Source organism: Nocardia sp. NPDC058518 (genome assembly GCF_042719655.1).
Taxonomy (GTDB): domain Bacteria; phylum Actinomycetota; class Actinomycetes; order Mycobacteriales; family Mycobacteriaceae; genus Nocardia.
This window is the reverse complement of sequence record NZ_JBHXNJ010000006.1, coordinates 140,250-153,222: the sequence shown is the minus strand read 5'-3', so window position 1 is coordinate 153,222 and position 12,973 is coordinate 140,250. Positions and strand designations below refer to the sequence as shown.

17 protein-coding genes are annotated in these 12,973 nt (G+C 67.1%); 11 read left to right on the top strand and 6 right to left on the bottom strand.

Annotated features, from left to right (window positions below; genetic code table 11):
* Positions 1 to 55 precede the first annotated feature (55 nt).
* From ACFWPX_RS13415 to ACFWPX_RS13375, 9 genes are read left to right on the top strand one after another with little or no spacing between them, the layout of a single operon-like run.
* On the top strand, positions 56 to 349 hold the full coding sequence (locus ACFWPX_RS13415; RefSeq protein ID WP_378918878.1) for a type VII secretion target: 294 nt from the start codon (positions 56 to 58) through the stop codon (positions 347 to 349).
* Positions 349 to 2,208 carry an alpha/beta hydrolase gene (locus tag ACFWPX_RS13410; protein ID WP_378927636.1) on the top strand — a complete coding sequence of 620 codons (1,860 nt, stop codon included), beginning with the start codon at positions 349 to 351 and terminating at the stop codon, positions 2,206 to 2,208. Before ACFWPX_RS13415 ends, ACFWPX_RS13410 begins: the two co-directional genes overlap by 1 nt.
* Positions 2,205 to 2,717: a hypothetical protein gene (locus ACFWPX_RS13405; protein ID WP_378927635.1), complete on the top strand. Its 513-nt coding sequence runs from the start codon at positions 2,205 to 2,207 to the stop codon at positions 2,715 to 2,717. Before ACFWPX_RS13410 ends, ACFWPX_RS13405 begins: the two co-directional genes overlap by 4 nt.
* Before the next feature lie 3 nt (positions 2,718 to 2,720).
* Positions 2,721 to 3,389, top strand: coding sequence for a DUF3558 domain-containing protein (locus tag ACFWPX_RS13400; protein WP_378927634.1), 669 nt, complete (start codon positions 2,721 to 2,723; stop codon positions 3,387 to 3,389).
* 10 nt (positions 3,390 to 3,399) lie between these two features.
* Positions 3,400 to 3,780 carry a hypothetical protein gene (locus ACFWPX_RS13395; RefSeq protein WP_378927633.1) on the top strand — a complete coding sequence of 127 codons (381 nt, stop codon included), beginning with the start codon at positions 3,400 to 3,402 and terminating at the stop codon, positions 3,778 to 3,780.
* A complete protein-coding gene (locus tag ACFWPX_RS13390) occupies positions 3,777 to 5,111 on the top strand; it encodes a hypothetical protein (RefSeq protein WP_378927632.1) in 1,335 nt (444 codons plus the stop codon). Before ACFWPX_RS13395 ends, ACFWPX_RS13390 begins: the two co-directional genes overlap by 4 nt.
* Positions 5,098 to 5,850 carry an ESX secretion-associated protein EspG gene (locus ACFWPX_RS13385; RefSeq protein ID WP_378927631.1) on the top strand — a complete coding sequence of 251 codons (753 nt, stop codon included), beginning with the start codon at positions 5,098 to 5,100 and terminating at the stop codon, positions 5,848 to 5,850. Before ACFWPX_RS13390 ends, ACFWPX_RS13385 begins: the two co-directional genes overlap by 14 nt.
* A 41-nt stretch (positions 5,851 to 5,891) precedes the next feature.
* Positions 5,892 to 6,155: a type II toxin-antitoxin system Phd/YefM family antitoxin gene (locus ACFWPX_RS13380; RefSeq protein WP_378918865.1), complete on the top strand. Its 264-nt coding sequence runs from the start codon at positions 5,892 to 5,894 to the stop codon at positions 6,153 to 6,155.
* Positions 6,140 to 6,538, top strand: coding sequence for a PIN domain-containing protein (locus tag ACFWPX_RS13375; RefSeq protein WP_378918864.1), 399 nt, complete (start codon positions 6,140 to 6,142; stop codon positions 6,536 to 6,538). Before ACFWPX_RS13380 ends, ACFWPX_RS13375 begins: the two co-directional genes overlap by 16 nt.
* 121 nt (positions 6,539 to 6,659) lie before the next feature.
* On the opposite strand, the gene ACFWPX_RS13370 is transcribed toward ACFWPX_RS13375, so the two are convergent.
* The gene (locus ACFWPX_RS13370) at positions 6,660 to 7,634 is read right to left on the bottom strand and encodes a hypothetical protein (RefSeq protein ID WP_378927630.1); all 975 of its coding nucleotides are present in this window, start codon (positions 7,632 to 7,634) and stop codon (positions 6,660 to 6,662) included.
* A 104-nt stretch (positions 7,635 to 7,738) separates the two neighbouring features.
* Between ACFWPX_RS13370 and ACFWPX_RS13365 the strand changes: the two genes are divergently transcribed.
* Complete coding sequence (locus tag ACFWPX_RS13365; RefSeq protein WP_378927629.1) at positions 7,739 to 8,347, top strand: TetR/AcrR family transcriptional regulator; 609 nt, start codon at positions 7,739 to 7,741, stop codon at positions 8,345 to 8,347.
* Positions 8,348 to 8,456: 109 nt separating this feature from the next.
* Positions 8,457 to 9,209 (top strand): LGFP repeat-containing protein, encoded by a 753-nt coding sequence (locus tag ACFWPX_RS13360; RefSeq protein WP_378927628.1) that lies wholly within the window; start codon positions 8,457 to 8,459, stop codon positions 9,207 to 9,209.
* 4 nt (positions 9,210 to 9,213) lie between these two features.
* Here ACFWPX_RS13360 and ACFWPX_RS13355 read toward each other — a convergent pair whose 3' ends face one another.
* The 5 genes from ACFWPX_RS13355 to ACFWPX_RS13335 form a co-directional block, all read right to left on the bottom strand.
* On the bottom strand, positions 9,214 to 9,567 hold the full coding sequence (locus tag ACFWPX_RS13355; RefSeq protein WP_378918932.1) for a YbjN domain-containing protein: 354 nt from the start codon (positions 9,565 to 9,567) through the stop codon (positions 9,214 to 9,216).
* Between the two features lie 83 nt (positions 9,568 to 9,650).
* Entirely contained in the window at positions 9,651 to 10,469 is an 819-nt protein-coding gene (locus ACFWPX_RS13350; protein WP_378918857.1) for an isoprenyl transferase, read from the bottom strand.
* A 116-nt stretch (positions 10,470 to 10,585) separates the two neighbouring features.
* The gene (gene recO, locus ACFWPX_RS13345) at positions 10,586 to 11,374 is read right to left on the bottom strand and encodes a DNA repair protein RecO (RefSeq protein WP_378927627.1); all 789 of its coding nucleotides are present in this window, start codon (positions 11,372 to 11,374) and stop codon (positions 10,586 to 10,588) included.
* A 47-nt stretch (positions 11,375 to 11,421) separates the two neighbouring features.
* Entirely contained in the window at positions 11,422 to 12,021 is a 600-nt protein-coding gene (locus ACFWPX_RS13340; protein ID WP_378918853.1) for a TetR/AcrR family transcriptional regulator, read from the bottom strand.
* Positions 12,008 to 12,874 carry an alpha/beta fold hydrolase gene (locus ACFWPX_RS13335; RefSeq protein ID WP_378927626.1) on the bottom strand — a complete coding sequence of 289 codons (867 nt, stop codon included), beginning with the start codon at positions 12,872 to 12,874 and terminating at the stop codon, positions 12,008 to 12,010. The genes ACFWPX_RS13340 and ACFWPX_RS13335 overlap by 14 nt, the downstream gene beginning before the upstream one ends.
* Positions 12,875 to 12,973 lie beyond the last annotated feature (99 nt).

The following is a 12,973-nucleotide window of genomic DNA, read 5'->3' as shown; positions in this document are numbered from 1 at the left end:
AGGGGACCGGTCCACACGGGCGCGTAGTCCTTCGGCATCGAAGGAGGGGGACATCGTGAGTGGGACCCTGGGCGTCGAGCCCGATCAGCTGAAGACCATGGCGACGACCTGGCGCCGGGAGGCAGGCGAAGTCGACGCGCTGAGCTGGGCGACCGCCGGCGAGGCAATCGGCGACGGCAGTGACGTACTCGCCGCCGTACGCGGACTGGCCGACCCTGCTTCGCAGGCGATGGACTCGATCGCGACCCGGTACACGACGCTGGCCGACCTCGTCGACAAATTCTCGGCCGATATCCAGGCCAAAGATGCCGAGACCGCGGGCGAAATCGGGAAGCTCGGTACCCGCTGATGCGGCCCACGATCCCCCAACTCGACACCTGGAATCTCGAGGGGCTGCACCGCGCCGCCGAAGCCGCCCGTGCCAACGCCGACGTCCTGTCGACCTCGGTCGACGACTGCTCGCGCGCGGTCTCGACCGCGGGTAGCTGGCACGGCCACACCAAGGACGCGGCCTCGCGACGCATCGATGAGGAAGTCGATCACGGGTACGAGGTGCGCACCGTGCTGCTGCGGGTCGCCGACGACGCCGAAGATGCCTATCAGGGCCTGAAACACTCCAAAACCTATGTGCTGGAACAGAAGAACCTCGCGGTCGCGCAAGGATTCGCCATTGCCGCCGACGGACGGGTGACGCATGCCGATCCGGAAAAGGAAGGCGCCGCAGGGGTTTTCCAGCTCAACCTGTTGAGCGGGCTGGACGAGATCGAACGCCTCGACAATCTGTTCGGTGCGCGTCTGCGCGAGTCTGTCGGCGACCTCGGCGCGATGCGCGACGGTCAACCCGACATCACCCTCGCCGACGGGTCGGTCCAGGATCCGGAAGCGGTGGCGATCCAGCTGGCGTCGATGTCGCCGGACGAGCGGGCGACTTTCCTGGCCGGGTTGAGTGCCGAAGCGCAACGTCAACTGGTGATCGCGGCGCCGGAGAAGCTGGGTAACCTGAACGGGGTGCCGTTCGTGATGCGGATCGAGGCCAATGAGATCAACGTCCGCAACGCGCTCACCTCGGAGAAGGCGAAGCCGAACCGCGACGAATCCCGGGTGAAGCAACTGGAGGCGATGCTGGCGCCGATCCCGAATCCCGAAGGCGCGGGCACTCTCGACACCGCCGCGGCCGCGACCGGCGACAAGGCGACAGCGCAACTGGGCATGGTCGACCGCAAGTTCGTCATGTTCAGCACCGAGGGCAACGGCCGAATGATCGAGATGGTCGGCGAGATGAAGTCGGGTGCGCCCGGTGTCGGGGTGTATGTGCCCGGCACCAGCACGAATCTCAACGGTTCTGGGTCCAATCACGTGGCCGCGTGGAATCTCGCCGATCAGACGGGCGGCCCGATCCTGCTGTACATGGAGGGCGACTTCCCGCAGAGTCTGACCAGCCTTTCCGACGGTGCGCCGAGCCCGAAGTTCGCCGCGGACATGGCGCCTCGACTTGTCGACTTCGGCCGCGAGATCGACCGGGAAGTCGCGGCGTCCACACCGGGAACGCCGGTCTCCTACGTGGGGCATTCCTACGGTGGTTCGATTGTCGGCTCGGCCGAGCAGTTGGGTCTGCGGGCCGACCGCATCCTGCACGCTTCATCGGCGGGCACCGGCGTGTTCGACACCGGGTGGAACAACGCCAACCCGAACGTCCAGCGGTATTCGATGACGGCGCCCGGCGACCTGATCGGCGTGGTGCAGTCGTATCCCGAAGGCGGACTGAATATTCCGGGCGCGGTGTCGCTGCCCGGCAATCCGCATGCGTCCGAGGCGCTTGGCGGCGATCCCGATGAAGTGCCCGGAGTTGTTCGGCTCGACACCGGCTACTACAGCGACGGTTTCCAGGAACACCGCAACGAGGTTGTCTTCGGCACCGACGGGCACGGCAAGTATTGGGACGACCCGAAGTCGACGGCGTTCCAGAACATCGTCGGCGTCATCAAGGGCTCGGAGGCGACAGGATACGTCGAGCGTGGGATCGAAACACGTTATGTCGATATCGGTTTGGGCGACAACGGCGACGGCGGGAGGGAAGCCTTCGACGCCGCGAAAGCAGCCGGTGCCGCGCGACTCGCGGCTGCCCTCGGCGACCCGGACCTCGACCCGTACGCGAACCCGCGGATCACCGACAACCCCGGCCTCGGCTCGACGATCGACATCAGATGAAGACCGCGAAGACCGCTCTCGTGGCGCTGACCACCGCGACTCTCGCCGGATGCGGCTCCCTCGTTCACGAAGGTCCGACCGACCAGCAGATCAAAGACCGGACCGGGCTGACCGTCGCCGAGGCGAGCCCGATAGTCGCGCACAACTTCGGGCTCATCTGGCCGGAACCGGTGTCGGTCGGCATCAGCGATGTCACCACCGTCGGCACGGGCTGTCGAACCAATCCGAACTCACTGCGTTCCGAAGGCCCGCCGTGGCGGCCACGGTATGTGATGGAAGAGGTCAACCCGCCCCAGGTGTTCATCGACCGGGCGATGGCCAATCTCGAAGCGATGACCACGCGCGGGTTCACCCTCGAACCGAGCCAGCGGCCGGACAAAGACCCCGTGAACCGGGTGTACCGCGACTCACGTGGCTATACCGTCTCGTCGTTTCGGCTCTTGCCGGGAGGCGACCCGACCGACGTGCGGTTCTCGATGACCGCGTCCGCACCCTGCGCGGCGGAGTAAAACGTGAGCTTTCGCGATGCACAACAGCGTGACTACGATCTCGGGAGCGGGGACAGCATGAACGAGCACCGGTTCTGTGGGAGGGACGAAGGTATGGCAGTTCGAGGTAGTGCGGCGAGGGTGGTCGGCGTTGTCGTGGCGGTGGGGCTGGCTGTCGCGGGGTGCGGGGATGGGGAGCAGGGGACGGCTACTCCGCAGACGAGCGGTGTGAGTGTGGCGGCGAGTCCTACTTCGGTGGATGCCGAGGCGAAGGTGTGGGATCCGTGTTCGTTGCCGGATTCGGCTGTCAGCGGGGCTGGGCTGAATGTCGGGAGCAAATCGAAAGACGTCGCCGGGGTGGACTTCACGGGGTGGAAGGTTTGCGCGTGGAAAGATCCAGGCAACCAGTACAGTTTGGCGCTCATGTCGTCCGAGCACACCTTGGCCGAGTCTCGTCAGCGGACAACCGAGTACACCGGGTTTACCGACGTGACGATCGGCGCGCACAACGCACTACAGTTCCGGCCAGTCGGCTCTGCGAACGACCTTGCGTGCTATGTCAGCATTGAGATCCCCAACGGATCAGTCGATTTCCACCTGCAGAACCGCGTCTCAGCGACGAACCCGCCTGAGCCGTGCGCCGAGGCGACTCGACTCAGCACAGCTCTGGTCCAGTACCTCCCAGCGAACTGACGAGGTGGCGATGGTGCTGGGAATCGATCCGAATCAGTGGAATCAGCTGCTGACTCAAGCTAATGCGGGTGAGTTGGCACTCGATCCGGAAGTCGGCCGCGACCTCGACCGTGTGTGCGATGACCACATCGATCGACTGGAAGAGGTGTTCTTGTCCGTCGAGCGAGTGAGTCGTATCTCAGGCTTCGGTTCGTTCGACTCGAGCGCGATCCTCGAGAAGAAGTTCTCGCAGACCGCATCCGGCGGCGATCGCGCGTTGGATACTGTGCTCCGGCAGCACATCGAGGCTGTCCAGACCGCGAAAGAGGTTGTCGCCAAGGCGATTGCGAACTTCGTCGCCCAAGACGAAGCAACCGGCGCCGAGATCTCCGCGGCGGGAGAACACCTGTGACCTACGAGGACTACAAGAGCAAGGTGATCGCCGCACAGGAGCAGTGGAATACCGAGCGGGCCAAGATCTATGACCGACAGCTCGCGGGCAACTACTCCACGATCTTCGGCGGCGACATCCAACCACCGCACATCACCACCCCTGACAGCTACGACAGCATGACCCTCGAGCAGATGCAGGCAGCGGTCGCGGCGATGAAACCGCAGCTCGTCGATGACGCGGTCACCGCGTGGGCGAATATCGGTGGTGCGCTGATGGGCACGTTCATCGGGTTCAACCAGCAGTTCGCCCGCACCATCACCGGCGCCGACGGCCACAGCGGGTGGACGGGCGCGGCGGCTTCCGCCGCGGTCACCGCTGTGAACAACTATGCCCAGCAATCGATTCCGCTGTCGCAAGCCGCGACCGCGATCAGTCTTAAACTGAGCGAGATGCGCACCGGAATCGAGCAGACCCAAGCGTTGATGCCCGGCCTCACCGAGCGCACCAACGTCACCGGCAAGTTGCTGCCCGCCGACGGCGTGATGAAGGTCGACGACCACAACCGCGACGAGGCCACCCAGGAGGGCAGACGGATCCTGCGCTCCGTGTACAGCCAGGTCGCCGGTCAAACCGACAACGGCGTCCCCTTCCTCCCTGCAGCGCCGACCATCGCCGGCGACGACGGCGGTCCCGGTAGCAACGGCGATACGAACACCGGTGGTACCCAAGGTGGTTCGACCACCGATGGCACCACACCCGAAGACCCGACAGCGGATACGCCCGGCGACGGCGCGACGCCCGAGGAATCCGGTACCGAACCGTCCTCCACCACACCGTCTTCGACCGAACCAGGCTCGACCACGCCTCAAAGCACAACCACGACAACAACACCGACCGCCACAACGCCGACCAGCCCCGGCGTGGCATCTCCGGGCACCGGCAACCCCGGCCTCGGCGGCTCAGTGGTCGGCAGCCCTGGTGGCAGCGGCTCAGCCGTCGGCAGCCGCGGTGGCAGCGGTCAGGGCGGGAGCGGCTCTCCCCGCGCCGGCGGCGGCACCCCAACGAGCGCATCCCCCGGCAAAGCCGTCCCGGGCAGCCAGTCCCCCGCAGCAGCGACCGCAGCCGGAACCCGCTCGGGCACAACTTCTTCCGGCACCGGTCGCGGCGCGGCGGGTATCGGTGGCATGGGTGCTCCCGGCGCGGGCCGCGGCAACTCCGACGAGGAACGAACCAAGGCCATCCCCGACTACCTGATCACCCAGGAAAACGCTGACCTCCTGCTCGGCACAGACGAGATCAGGACCGTACCCCCCGTGATCGGCGGAGACGACGACAGTGCACCGAACTGAATTCACCGGAATCGAGTTCGAGATCCTGTGGTCCGGCTACGGCCGCGACCGCCTCCCCTACCCTCTCCAATACCGCACCGACATAGCCGAATTCGACGAGCTGAAGCAGCACCGGGAAGCGGCCGTGGAAACCCTCCTGCGCAAGTACGACCCCGCGGTAGAGCGCGCCCTGTCCGTCCTGCTCGACCCCGAAGCCAGAGTCGAATCCAAAGGCTATGTAGGCAAGGACAACTCGAATATCATCCGCTTCCACGGCGCGATCCGCGGCGCGGTCGGCGCCACCCTGCAACAAGCACCGGGCACCACGGAGGACACCGGCGCAGGCGTCACCCTCACCTACTGCACCCCCATCCAGGTAGCGGCCCTGACGGTAGCCGCCCTCCCCCGCACCAAACCGGGCAAGAAACCCCCGGTCGAGGTCCGCCGAGACCAACTGGCCGCCGAAGAAGACCACTTCGAATACCGAGCGGGCCGGCTCACCTCCGCCGACCAGCTCAACCGCCTCTTCCGCCGCCCCCGCCAAGCCTTCGGCGAAGTCTCCGCCCTCTCCGGCCCCGCCCTCGACGCCCGCCCCACCCCCGCCCGCACCTTCTGGTGGATGGACTACCCCGACGGCCGCTACTACGTGAAAACCGGCGACCCCATCGTCGCCGAACCCCTCCCCACCGACCGCATGATCGCCGGCATCCACCGCATGCTCACCCGAGCCCAGCGCTACCACCAGGAGTTTCCGGCCTGAGCCCGCTGGCCGGAACGAGCAAATTCAGATAATCTGATTTCATGACCACGATGTCTGCCGCCGAGGCATCCCGAAACTTCTCGGCCGTTCTACGCCGCGCCGAACACGGCGAGACGATCCGCATCGTCCGCCACGGGCGAACGGTGGCAACCGTCTCTCCGCCGACGAAAAAGACCGGCCTGGCACTACGGCGCGCGCTGGAGGATTCTGACGCGCCGCCCTTCGACGACGACTTCGCTACCGACATCAACGACGCGCTCGCCATGGTTGCCGATGATCTGGAGGACCCATGGGGCGACGACTGATCCTCGACACAGGTCTCTTGATCGCCTACGAGCGCGGAACCATCGATCGAGAAGCGTACGACGACGACGAATTGGCAATAGCCGCAGTGACGGTCGCCGAGTTCCGTGTCGGCATCGAACTCGCCGACACGGCTGAACGTGCGGCACAACGTTCCCGCCGCCTTGCCGTCCTCCTCGACGACATCGACATCCTCGAGTACACCGAGCAGACAGCAACCCGCCACGCACAGTTGCTCGCGCACATCCGCCGATCCGGTAAACCGCGCGGCGCGCACGATCTGATCATCGCGGCACACGCCGCGGAATCGGGTCGCACTGTCGTCTCGCTCGATACGAAGGCGAAGTTCGGCGACCTGCCGGGAGTCACTGCAATCACTCCGTGAACCTGCCTGCTCCGGCTCACACAGGTCGGCGTGTAGAAACAGTACCGGTGGAACTTTCACAGCACAGCCCAAAAATGCTCCGCACGAAAGTTGTTCGTGCGGAGCATTTTTGCGTGGACGGTCAGGCAGGTACGGCCATCGGTTCAGGAGTTGTGGCAGAGGTGCTCACCTGGCGGGAGCGCACTGCGGCGATGCCGAGGAGAGCGACACCCCCTGCTGCCCAGGCCAGTAGGACGGTGAGCGGGGCGATGGCGCCCGCGCCTTCGAAATAGGCGACCGAACGGAGCAGGGAGGCGGCGGCGCCAGGGGGGAGCAGTTGGCCGAGGGTGCCCCAGGGCTGGGGCAGGAGTTCGGGGGCGGAGGTGGCGGCGGAGAAGGGGTTGCCGACCAACAGCATGGTGAGGGCGCCGAGGCCGATTCCGGGGCGGCCGATGGCCGCGGCCAGGCCGACGATCGTCGCGGAGACGGCGAAGGAGGCGAGGCCGGCGATGGCGGCCAGTTCGAGGTAGGCGCCGGGCAGGATCGAGAGCCAGGTGTGGAAGACCAGGGTGCTGAGGAGGCCGCCTGCGATGCCGAAGGTGGCCAAGCCGGCGAGGCGGGCGCCCAAGGAGGGGATCAGCAGGGTGAGCAGGACGCCTGCGGCGATGCCGGACATGACGAGCGGGAGGACCATCGAGCCGAAGCCTGCGCCGCGGGGGTCGTCGGGGTCGGTGGCGATCACGTCCTGGACTTGCGCGGCGGGCAGGCCGCTGAGCTGTTGGGCGACGGCGGTGAGTTGCTGGGCGACGGCCGGTGAGGCCGCGGAGGCGACCAGTACCTGCGGTGCGCCGTTGCCGGTGACGATGGCGCCGTAGATCTCGTTGTCGGCCAGTGCGGTTCGCGCCTCGGAGGCATCGGCGACAGTGGTGATCTCGAACGCCTCGGAATCGCGCTGCCGCAGTTGCTCGGCGACTTGGACGGAGCCGGGACCCGCGACGGCGATCGGCAGGTCGCGCGGGGCCAGGTTGACGGTGGGCCAGGCGAAGGCGATCAGCATCATGGCCTGGATCGCGGTGGCCGCGAGGCCGAGAGCTACTGCTCGGCGGGTGATCGTCATGGCGGTTATCCCCTTAAAGCGAATGTTCGTTCTTTTTGGTGTTTCCACCGTGACACCACCCACCCCCGCTTGTCAAGAACGGACATTCGTTTTACGTTTGACCCATGCCCCGAGTCAGCGAAGAACACCTGGAACGCCGCAGGCAGCAGATCCTCGACGCCGCGCAGCTGTGCTTCGCCCGTAAGGGGTTCCACGAGACATCGATGCAGGATGTGTTCACCGAATCGCAGATGTCGGCGGGTGCGGTCTACCGGTATTTCACCAGCAAGAACGAGATCATCGGCGCGCTCGTGAACCGCACGATGGGGCCGTTGCGCGAGCGGCTCGCCGAGATCATTCGCAGCGAGGACCCACCTCCCCCAGCGGAGGTCATCCGGCTGCTGACGACCGAGATCGTCAAGCGGAGTGGACCCGAGGGGCCGCTGCGGCTCGCCCCGCAGGCATGGGCGCTGGCCCTGGTCTCGACCGAGGCGGCCGTCCCGGTGCGCACAGCCATCGCGTCGATGCGCGAGCTGTGGTTCGAGTACGCGGACCGGTTGCGCGAAACCGGCTGGCTGCCCCCCGGCACCGATTCCGACGCGATCGCCAAGACGATCATCGGGTTGCTGCCCGGGTTCATCCTGCAGCACCTGCTGCTCGGAGATGTCGCCCCGGACGATTTCGCCCGCGGTGTCGAGGTGATGCTGCCGGGACCACCCCATCACCCCCGGTGAGCAAGGCCACTGTTGCCACCGGCGCCCAACGGGTAGGTTCGGGTGCGGCACCGGAGGGGGTCCCGAGCGCCGGACATCGTTGAATACCGATCCGACCAGGGAGTTTCCTGTGACATTGCACCGTCGAAACCTTCGATCACGCGGCCTGGCCGCGCTGGCGACCCTCACCGTCGCGGCCACGCTGCCCGCGGCGCTGGCAGGCACCGCGCAGGCCCGGATGATCGGCGGATTCGAGGTGGGCGGCGCGATCGAGGTCGAATACGACCAGGCGGGCGGCCCGGCGCTGGGCGAGCCCACCTCCCCGGAAGCCGACGCGGCGGCCGGTGGCAAGTACCAGACCTTCGCCAACAACGCGGCCATCTACTGGCATCCCGACACCAACGCCAACACCGTCGCGGGCCAGATCCGCGACAAGTTCGCCCAGACGGGCAACGAGTCGGGCAAGCTCGGCTACCCGATCACCCGCGAGCAGTCCACCCCGTCGGGCGGCGGTCGCTACAACCACTTCCAGAACGGCTCGATCTACTGGTCCGTCGGCACCGGCGCGCACCAGATCAGCGGCCCGATCCTGGACAAGTGGGGTGCGCTGGGCTGGGAGTCGAGCCCGCTCGGCTTCCCGCTCACCGACGTGTCCGCGGCAGGCAAGGGCGACGGCCAGTTCACCATGTTCCCGACCGGCGCCATCTACTGGACGTCGAAGACCGGTGCGCACGCGGTCTGGGGCAACATCCAGGCCGACTGGATCCGCGCGGGCGCAGAGGGCGGCCGCTACGGCTACCCGACCAGCGACGAATACGACTACCAGGGCGGCAAGGCCCAGGATTTCCAGGGCGGCAAGATCACCTGGAAGCCCAGCAACTGACGCGTTACGGCGCGAGCAGTCCCTGACGGGCTCGGCTCGCGCCGGACAGGGTCAGCAGCAGCATGGTGGTGAGGGCGCCGTCGTCCAGGCCTTCGGCGGGGAAGGTGTAGCGCAGGATGACGTCGCCCAGCTGGCCACGGGCGATCAGCGTGACCGAACCGAACTGGATCTCGTTGTTGCGCTCGGCGACGCGCTTGTGCAGGGCCGCCTTGAGCGGACGATCCCAAGCCAGCACGCTGGTCAGCGACAGCACGGTGAGGCCGGGGGCGAGGGTGACGGCGCGGATCGAACACAGGGCACCGTCGTACTCGAATCCCAGCGACCGGTCGTTGTCGACGCGGACTTCGATGTCCTGCATCTGCAGGCAGGCGCCGGCGCGTGCTTGCAGGTCGAGTTCCGGGGTCAGCAGCGCATCCATGTCGGCTCCGTCGTGACTGTCGCTCATTTGGCGCCACCGAAGCGGCGATCGCGCTTGGCGTATTCCAGGCACGCGTCCCACAGGTTACGCCGGTCGAAGTCGGGGAAAAGCGTGTCCTGGTAGACGAATTCGGCGTAGGCGGCCTGCCAGATCAGGAAGTTCGAGCTGCGGAACTCGCCGGAGGGGCGAAGGAACAGGTCGACGTCGGGCATGTCGGGTTCGTCGAGGTACTTCGCGACGGTGGCCTCGTCGACCTTCTCCGGGTCGATCTCACCCGCGGCTACCCGGCGCGCGATTTCCCTTGCGGCGTCGGCGATTTCGGCACGGCCACCGTAATTGACGCACATGGTCAGCGTCATCACGTCGTTGTCGCGGGTGAGCTCTTCGGCCACCTCGAGTTCCTTGATCACGCTGCGCCACAGGCGCGGTCGGCGCCCGGCCCAGCGCACCCGCACTCCCATCTCGTGCATCTCGTCGCGGCGGCGACGGATCACGTCGCGGTTGAAGCCCATCAGGAAGCGCACCTCGTCGGGGCTGCGCCGCCAGTTCTCGGTGGAGAAGGCGTAGGCCGAGAGCCACTTGACGCCGATCTCGATGCAGCCTTCGACGGAGTCCATGAGCACGGCCTCGCCGCGTTCGTGTCCGGCGGTGCGCGGCAGCCCACGCTCCTGGGCCCAGCGGCCGTTGCCGTCCATCACCAGCGCGACGTGGTTGGGCACGAGCTCCGGCGGGATCGCGGGCGGGCGCGCGCCGGAGGGATGCTGGGACGGCGGGCGCACGGTGCGGGTGCCGTCCGGCTTGCTCGCGGGAGAAGAGTCACGACGCAGGATCACGGCATCCATCCTGCCTGATCGCCGGGTGCGGGCTGCACGGGCTCCGGGTTGACGGGTCGTTGCTGGAGCTACTCGTGGGCATCGTGCGCGGCGACCGGCCTACGGACGCGGGGCGTCGACCCTGATCAGCCGACCCGACCGACGACAGCTGCGTCGGACCGATCCACGGTCGGGGATTCGATGCGGGATCGCTCGATCAGCGGCAGCGTGCGCAGCTGACGTTCCAGATGCCACTGCAGGTGGGCGGCGACGAGACCGCTGGCCTGGCGGCGGACGTTGTCGGGGACGCTGTCGATGTAGGCCCACTCCCCCTTCAACAGGGCGACGAGCAGATCGAGCACCCCGGTGACAGGCGTGCTCGCGCCCGGTGGACGACAGTGCACACAGACCGCGCCGCCCGCTGCCACATGGAAGGCGCGATGCGGGCCGGGGGTGGCGCAGCGGGCGCATTCGTCGAGCGCGGGTGCCCAACCGGCAAAGCCCATGGCGCGCAACAGGTACGCGTCGAGGATCAGTTCGTGCGGGCGCTGCTTGGCGGCGATGGCGCGCAGGGCGCCCGCGGTGAGTACGTGCAGCTTCGGGGCGGGTGCGCGTTCTTCGCCCGCTAGGCGTTCGGCGGTTTCGAGGATCGCGCACGCGGTGGTGTAGCGGCCGTAGTCGTCGATGATGTCGGCGGCGAACGCCTCCACGGTGATGACCTGGGTGACGATGTCGAGCGTGCGGCCCGGATGCAACTGCACGTCGATGTAGGAGAACGGCTCGAGCCGCGCCCCGAACTTCGACTTGGTGCGCCGCACCCCCTTCGCCACCGCCCGGACAAGACCGTGTTGCCTGGTCAAGAGCGTGACAATGCGATCGGCCTCGCCCAGCTTGTGCTGGCGAACCACTATCGCCTCATCCCGATACAACCGCACGTGGCCAGTCTTCCATGCGTGCCCGACACCGGGGTCACGGACACGGATCAGGACCGGAGCAGGCCGGCGATGAGCAGCAGCAGCGATTGCTGGGTTTCGAGACGGGCGCGCTCGGGGTCGTCGGCGTGGGCGACGATGAGCGAGGCTTCGGTGATGGCGCTGAGCAGTAGTTGCGCGAGTACCGGGACCGGGGCCACCGGGATCAGGTCCGCGTCGGTGGCGCGTTGCAGTTCGGCGGTGATGAGGCCGAGCCCGTGGCGCGCTTCGAATTCGCGGAAAGCGGGCCAGCCGAGGACGGTCGGGGCGTCCATCAGCACGATGCGCAGCATTTCCGGGCGGGCGCAGATGTCGAGGAAGCGGGCCAGACCCGCGGTCATCCCGCCGATGATGTCGGCGCGGTCGACCGCGGCGACCGCGCTCGCGATCTCCTCGGTGGCCTCGGTCTCGACCTGTTCGAGGACTGCGAGGAACAGTCCGCGCTTGTCGCCGTAGTGGTGGTGCAGGGCGCCGCGAGTCACACCGGCGGCGGCCACCAACTGCTCGGCCGACGTACCGGCGAAGCCGCGCTCGGCGAACAGGCTGCGGCCTGCCTGCTCGAGCGCGGCTCGGGTAGTGCGGGAACGATCCTCCTGACTACGGCGCTGCATGCAGCCGAGTGAACTCCACGATCAGTTCGGTGAGCAACTCCGGCCGGTCCTCGGGGACGAAAGTGTAGGAGTTGTCGATGGTGCGCAGGCTCGCCCGCGGTAGATCGGCGACCAGCCGTTGCGCCAGCGCCATCGGGAACAATTTGTCCTCGGTCGACCACACCACGAGCACCGGCACATCGACCGTGGGGAAACGTTCGGCCGCGGCGATGGTGCATCGGTTGTCCACGGCGGCGGCGAAACGGCGCAGGTCGTCGCGGATGGCGGCGCTGCGCCGGGCGGGACCGAGGTAGGACTGCGCGATGTCTTGCGGCAGTTCGTGTTTGGTCACCCAACCGAAGCCCAGTGGCAGGCGCTGCGCGAACTTCCAGCGCATCGGCGCCAGCAGCGGACGGATCACACCGGGAATCTTCGCCACCTTCAGCAGACTCGAGAAGGGCTGGGGCGGGAACACTTCGTAGCAGTCGACGGCGGCCAGGACGACGCGGCCGATCCGTTCCGGTCGGCGGGTCATCAGGATCTGGGTGAGCGCGCCGCCGGTGTCATTGGCGACGAGGGTGACATCGGTGAGGTCGAGTGCGTCGAGGAACTCGGCGATCAGGTCCGCGATGCCGACGGGGCTGAGGTCGGCGTCGGGCATCGGGATGGAGTGGGATCCGAGTGGCCAGTCGGGTGTGAGGCAGCGGTGTCCGGCCGCGACGAGGCCGGGTACCACCCCGCGCCAGATGTCGGCGTTGACGAGCAGTCCGTGGACGAATACGACCGGCGATCCGGTGCCGGTGTCGTGATAGCGGACGCGGCCGGACGACAGGGCGATCTCGTGCGCCGGGCCGAGTGCTGAGCTGATTCCCATGGGGTCCTCCCCTGGTCGAGTACTGGACCCGTCCACTGTTACATACATTCCGTATGTATGTCTATACCCACCCTAGGGGATGTGGACGGGTGACCAGTT

What these genes read in the sequence shown, in the direction of transcription:
- ACFWPX_RS13395 (WP_378927633.1), top strand. Translation starts at nt 3,400, where the DNA reads ATGGTGCTGGGAATCGATCCGAATCAGTGGAATCAGCTGCTGACTCAA.
- ACFWPX_RS13375 (WP_378918864.1), top strand. Translation starts at nt 6,140, where the DNA reads ATGGGGCGACGACTGATCCTCGACACAGGTCTCTTGATCGCCTACGAG.
- ACFWPX_RS13405 (WP_378927635.1), top strand. Translation starts at nt 2,205, where the DNA reads ATGAAGACCGCGAAGACCGCTCTCGTGGCGCTGACCACCGCGACTCTC.
- ACFWPX_RS13355 (WP_378918932.1), bottom strand. Translation starts at nt 9,567, where the DNA reads ATGCAGGACATCGAAGTCCGCGTCGACAACGACCGGTCGCTGGGATTC.
- ACFWPX_RS13410 (WP_378927636.1), top strand. Translation starts at nt 349, where the DNA reads ATGCGGCCCACGATCCCCCAACTCGACACCTGGAATCTCGAGGGGCTG.
- ACFWPX_RS13350 (WP_378918857.1), bottom strand. Translation starts at nt 10,469, where the DNA reads ATGGATGCCGTGATCCTGCGTCGTGACTCTTCTCCCGCGAGCAAGCCG.
- ACFWPX_RS13365 (WP_378927629.1), top strand. Translation starts at nt 7,739, where the DNA reads ATGCCCCGAGTCAGCGAAGAACACCTGGAACGCCGCAGGCAGCAGATC.
- ACFWPX_RS13340 (WP_378918853.1), bottom strand. Translation starts at nt 12,021, where the DNA reads ATGCAGCGCCGTAGTCAGGAGGATCGTTCCCGCACTACCCGAGCCGCG.
- ACFWPX_RS13370 (WP_378927630.1), bottom strand. Translation starts at nt 7,634, where the DNA reads ATGACGATCACCCGCCGAGCAGTAGCTCTCGGCCTCGCGGCCACCGCG.
- ACFWPX_RS13335 (WP_378927626.1), bottom strand. Translation starts at nt 12,874, where the DNA reads ATGGGAATCAGCTCAGCACTCGGCCCGGCGCACGAGATCGCCCTGTCG.
- ACFWPX_RS13380 (WP_378918865.1), top strand. Translation starts at nt 5,892, where the DNA reads ATGACCACGATGTCTGCCGCCGAGGCATCCCGAAACTTCTCGGCCGTT.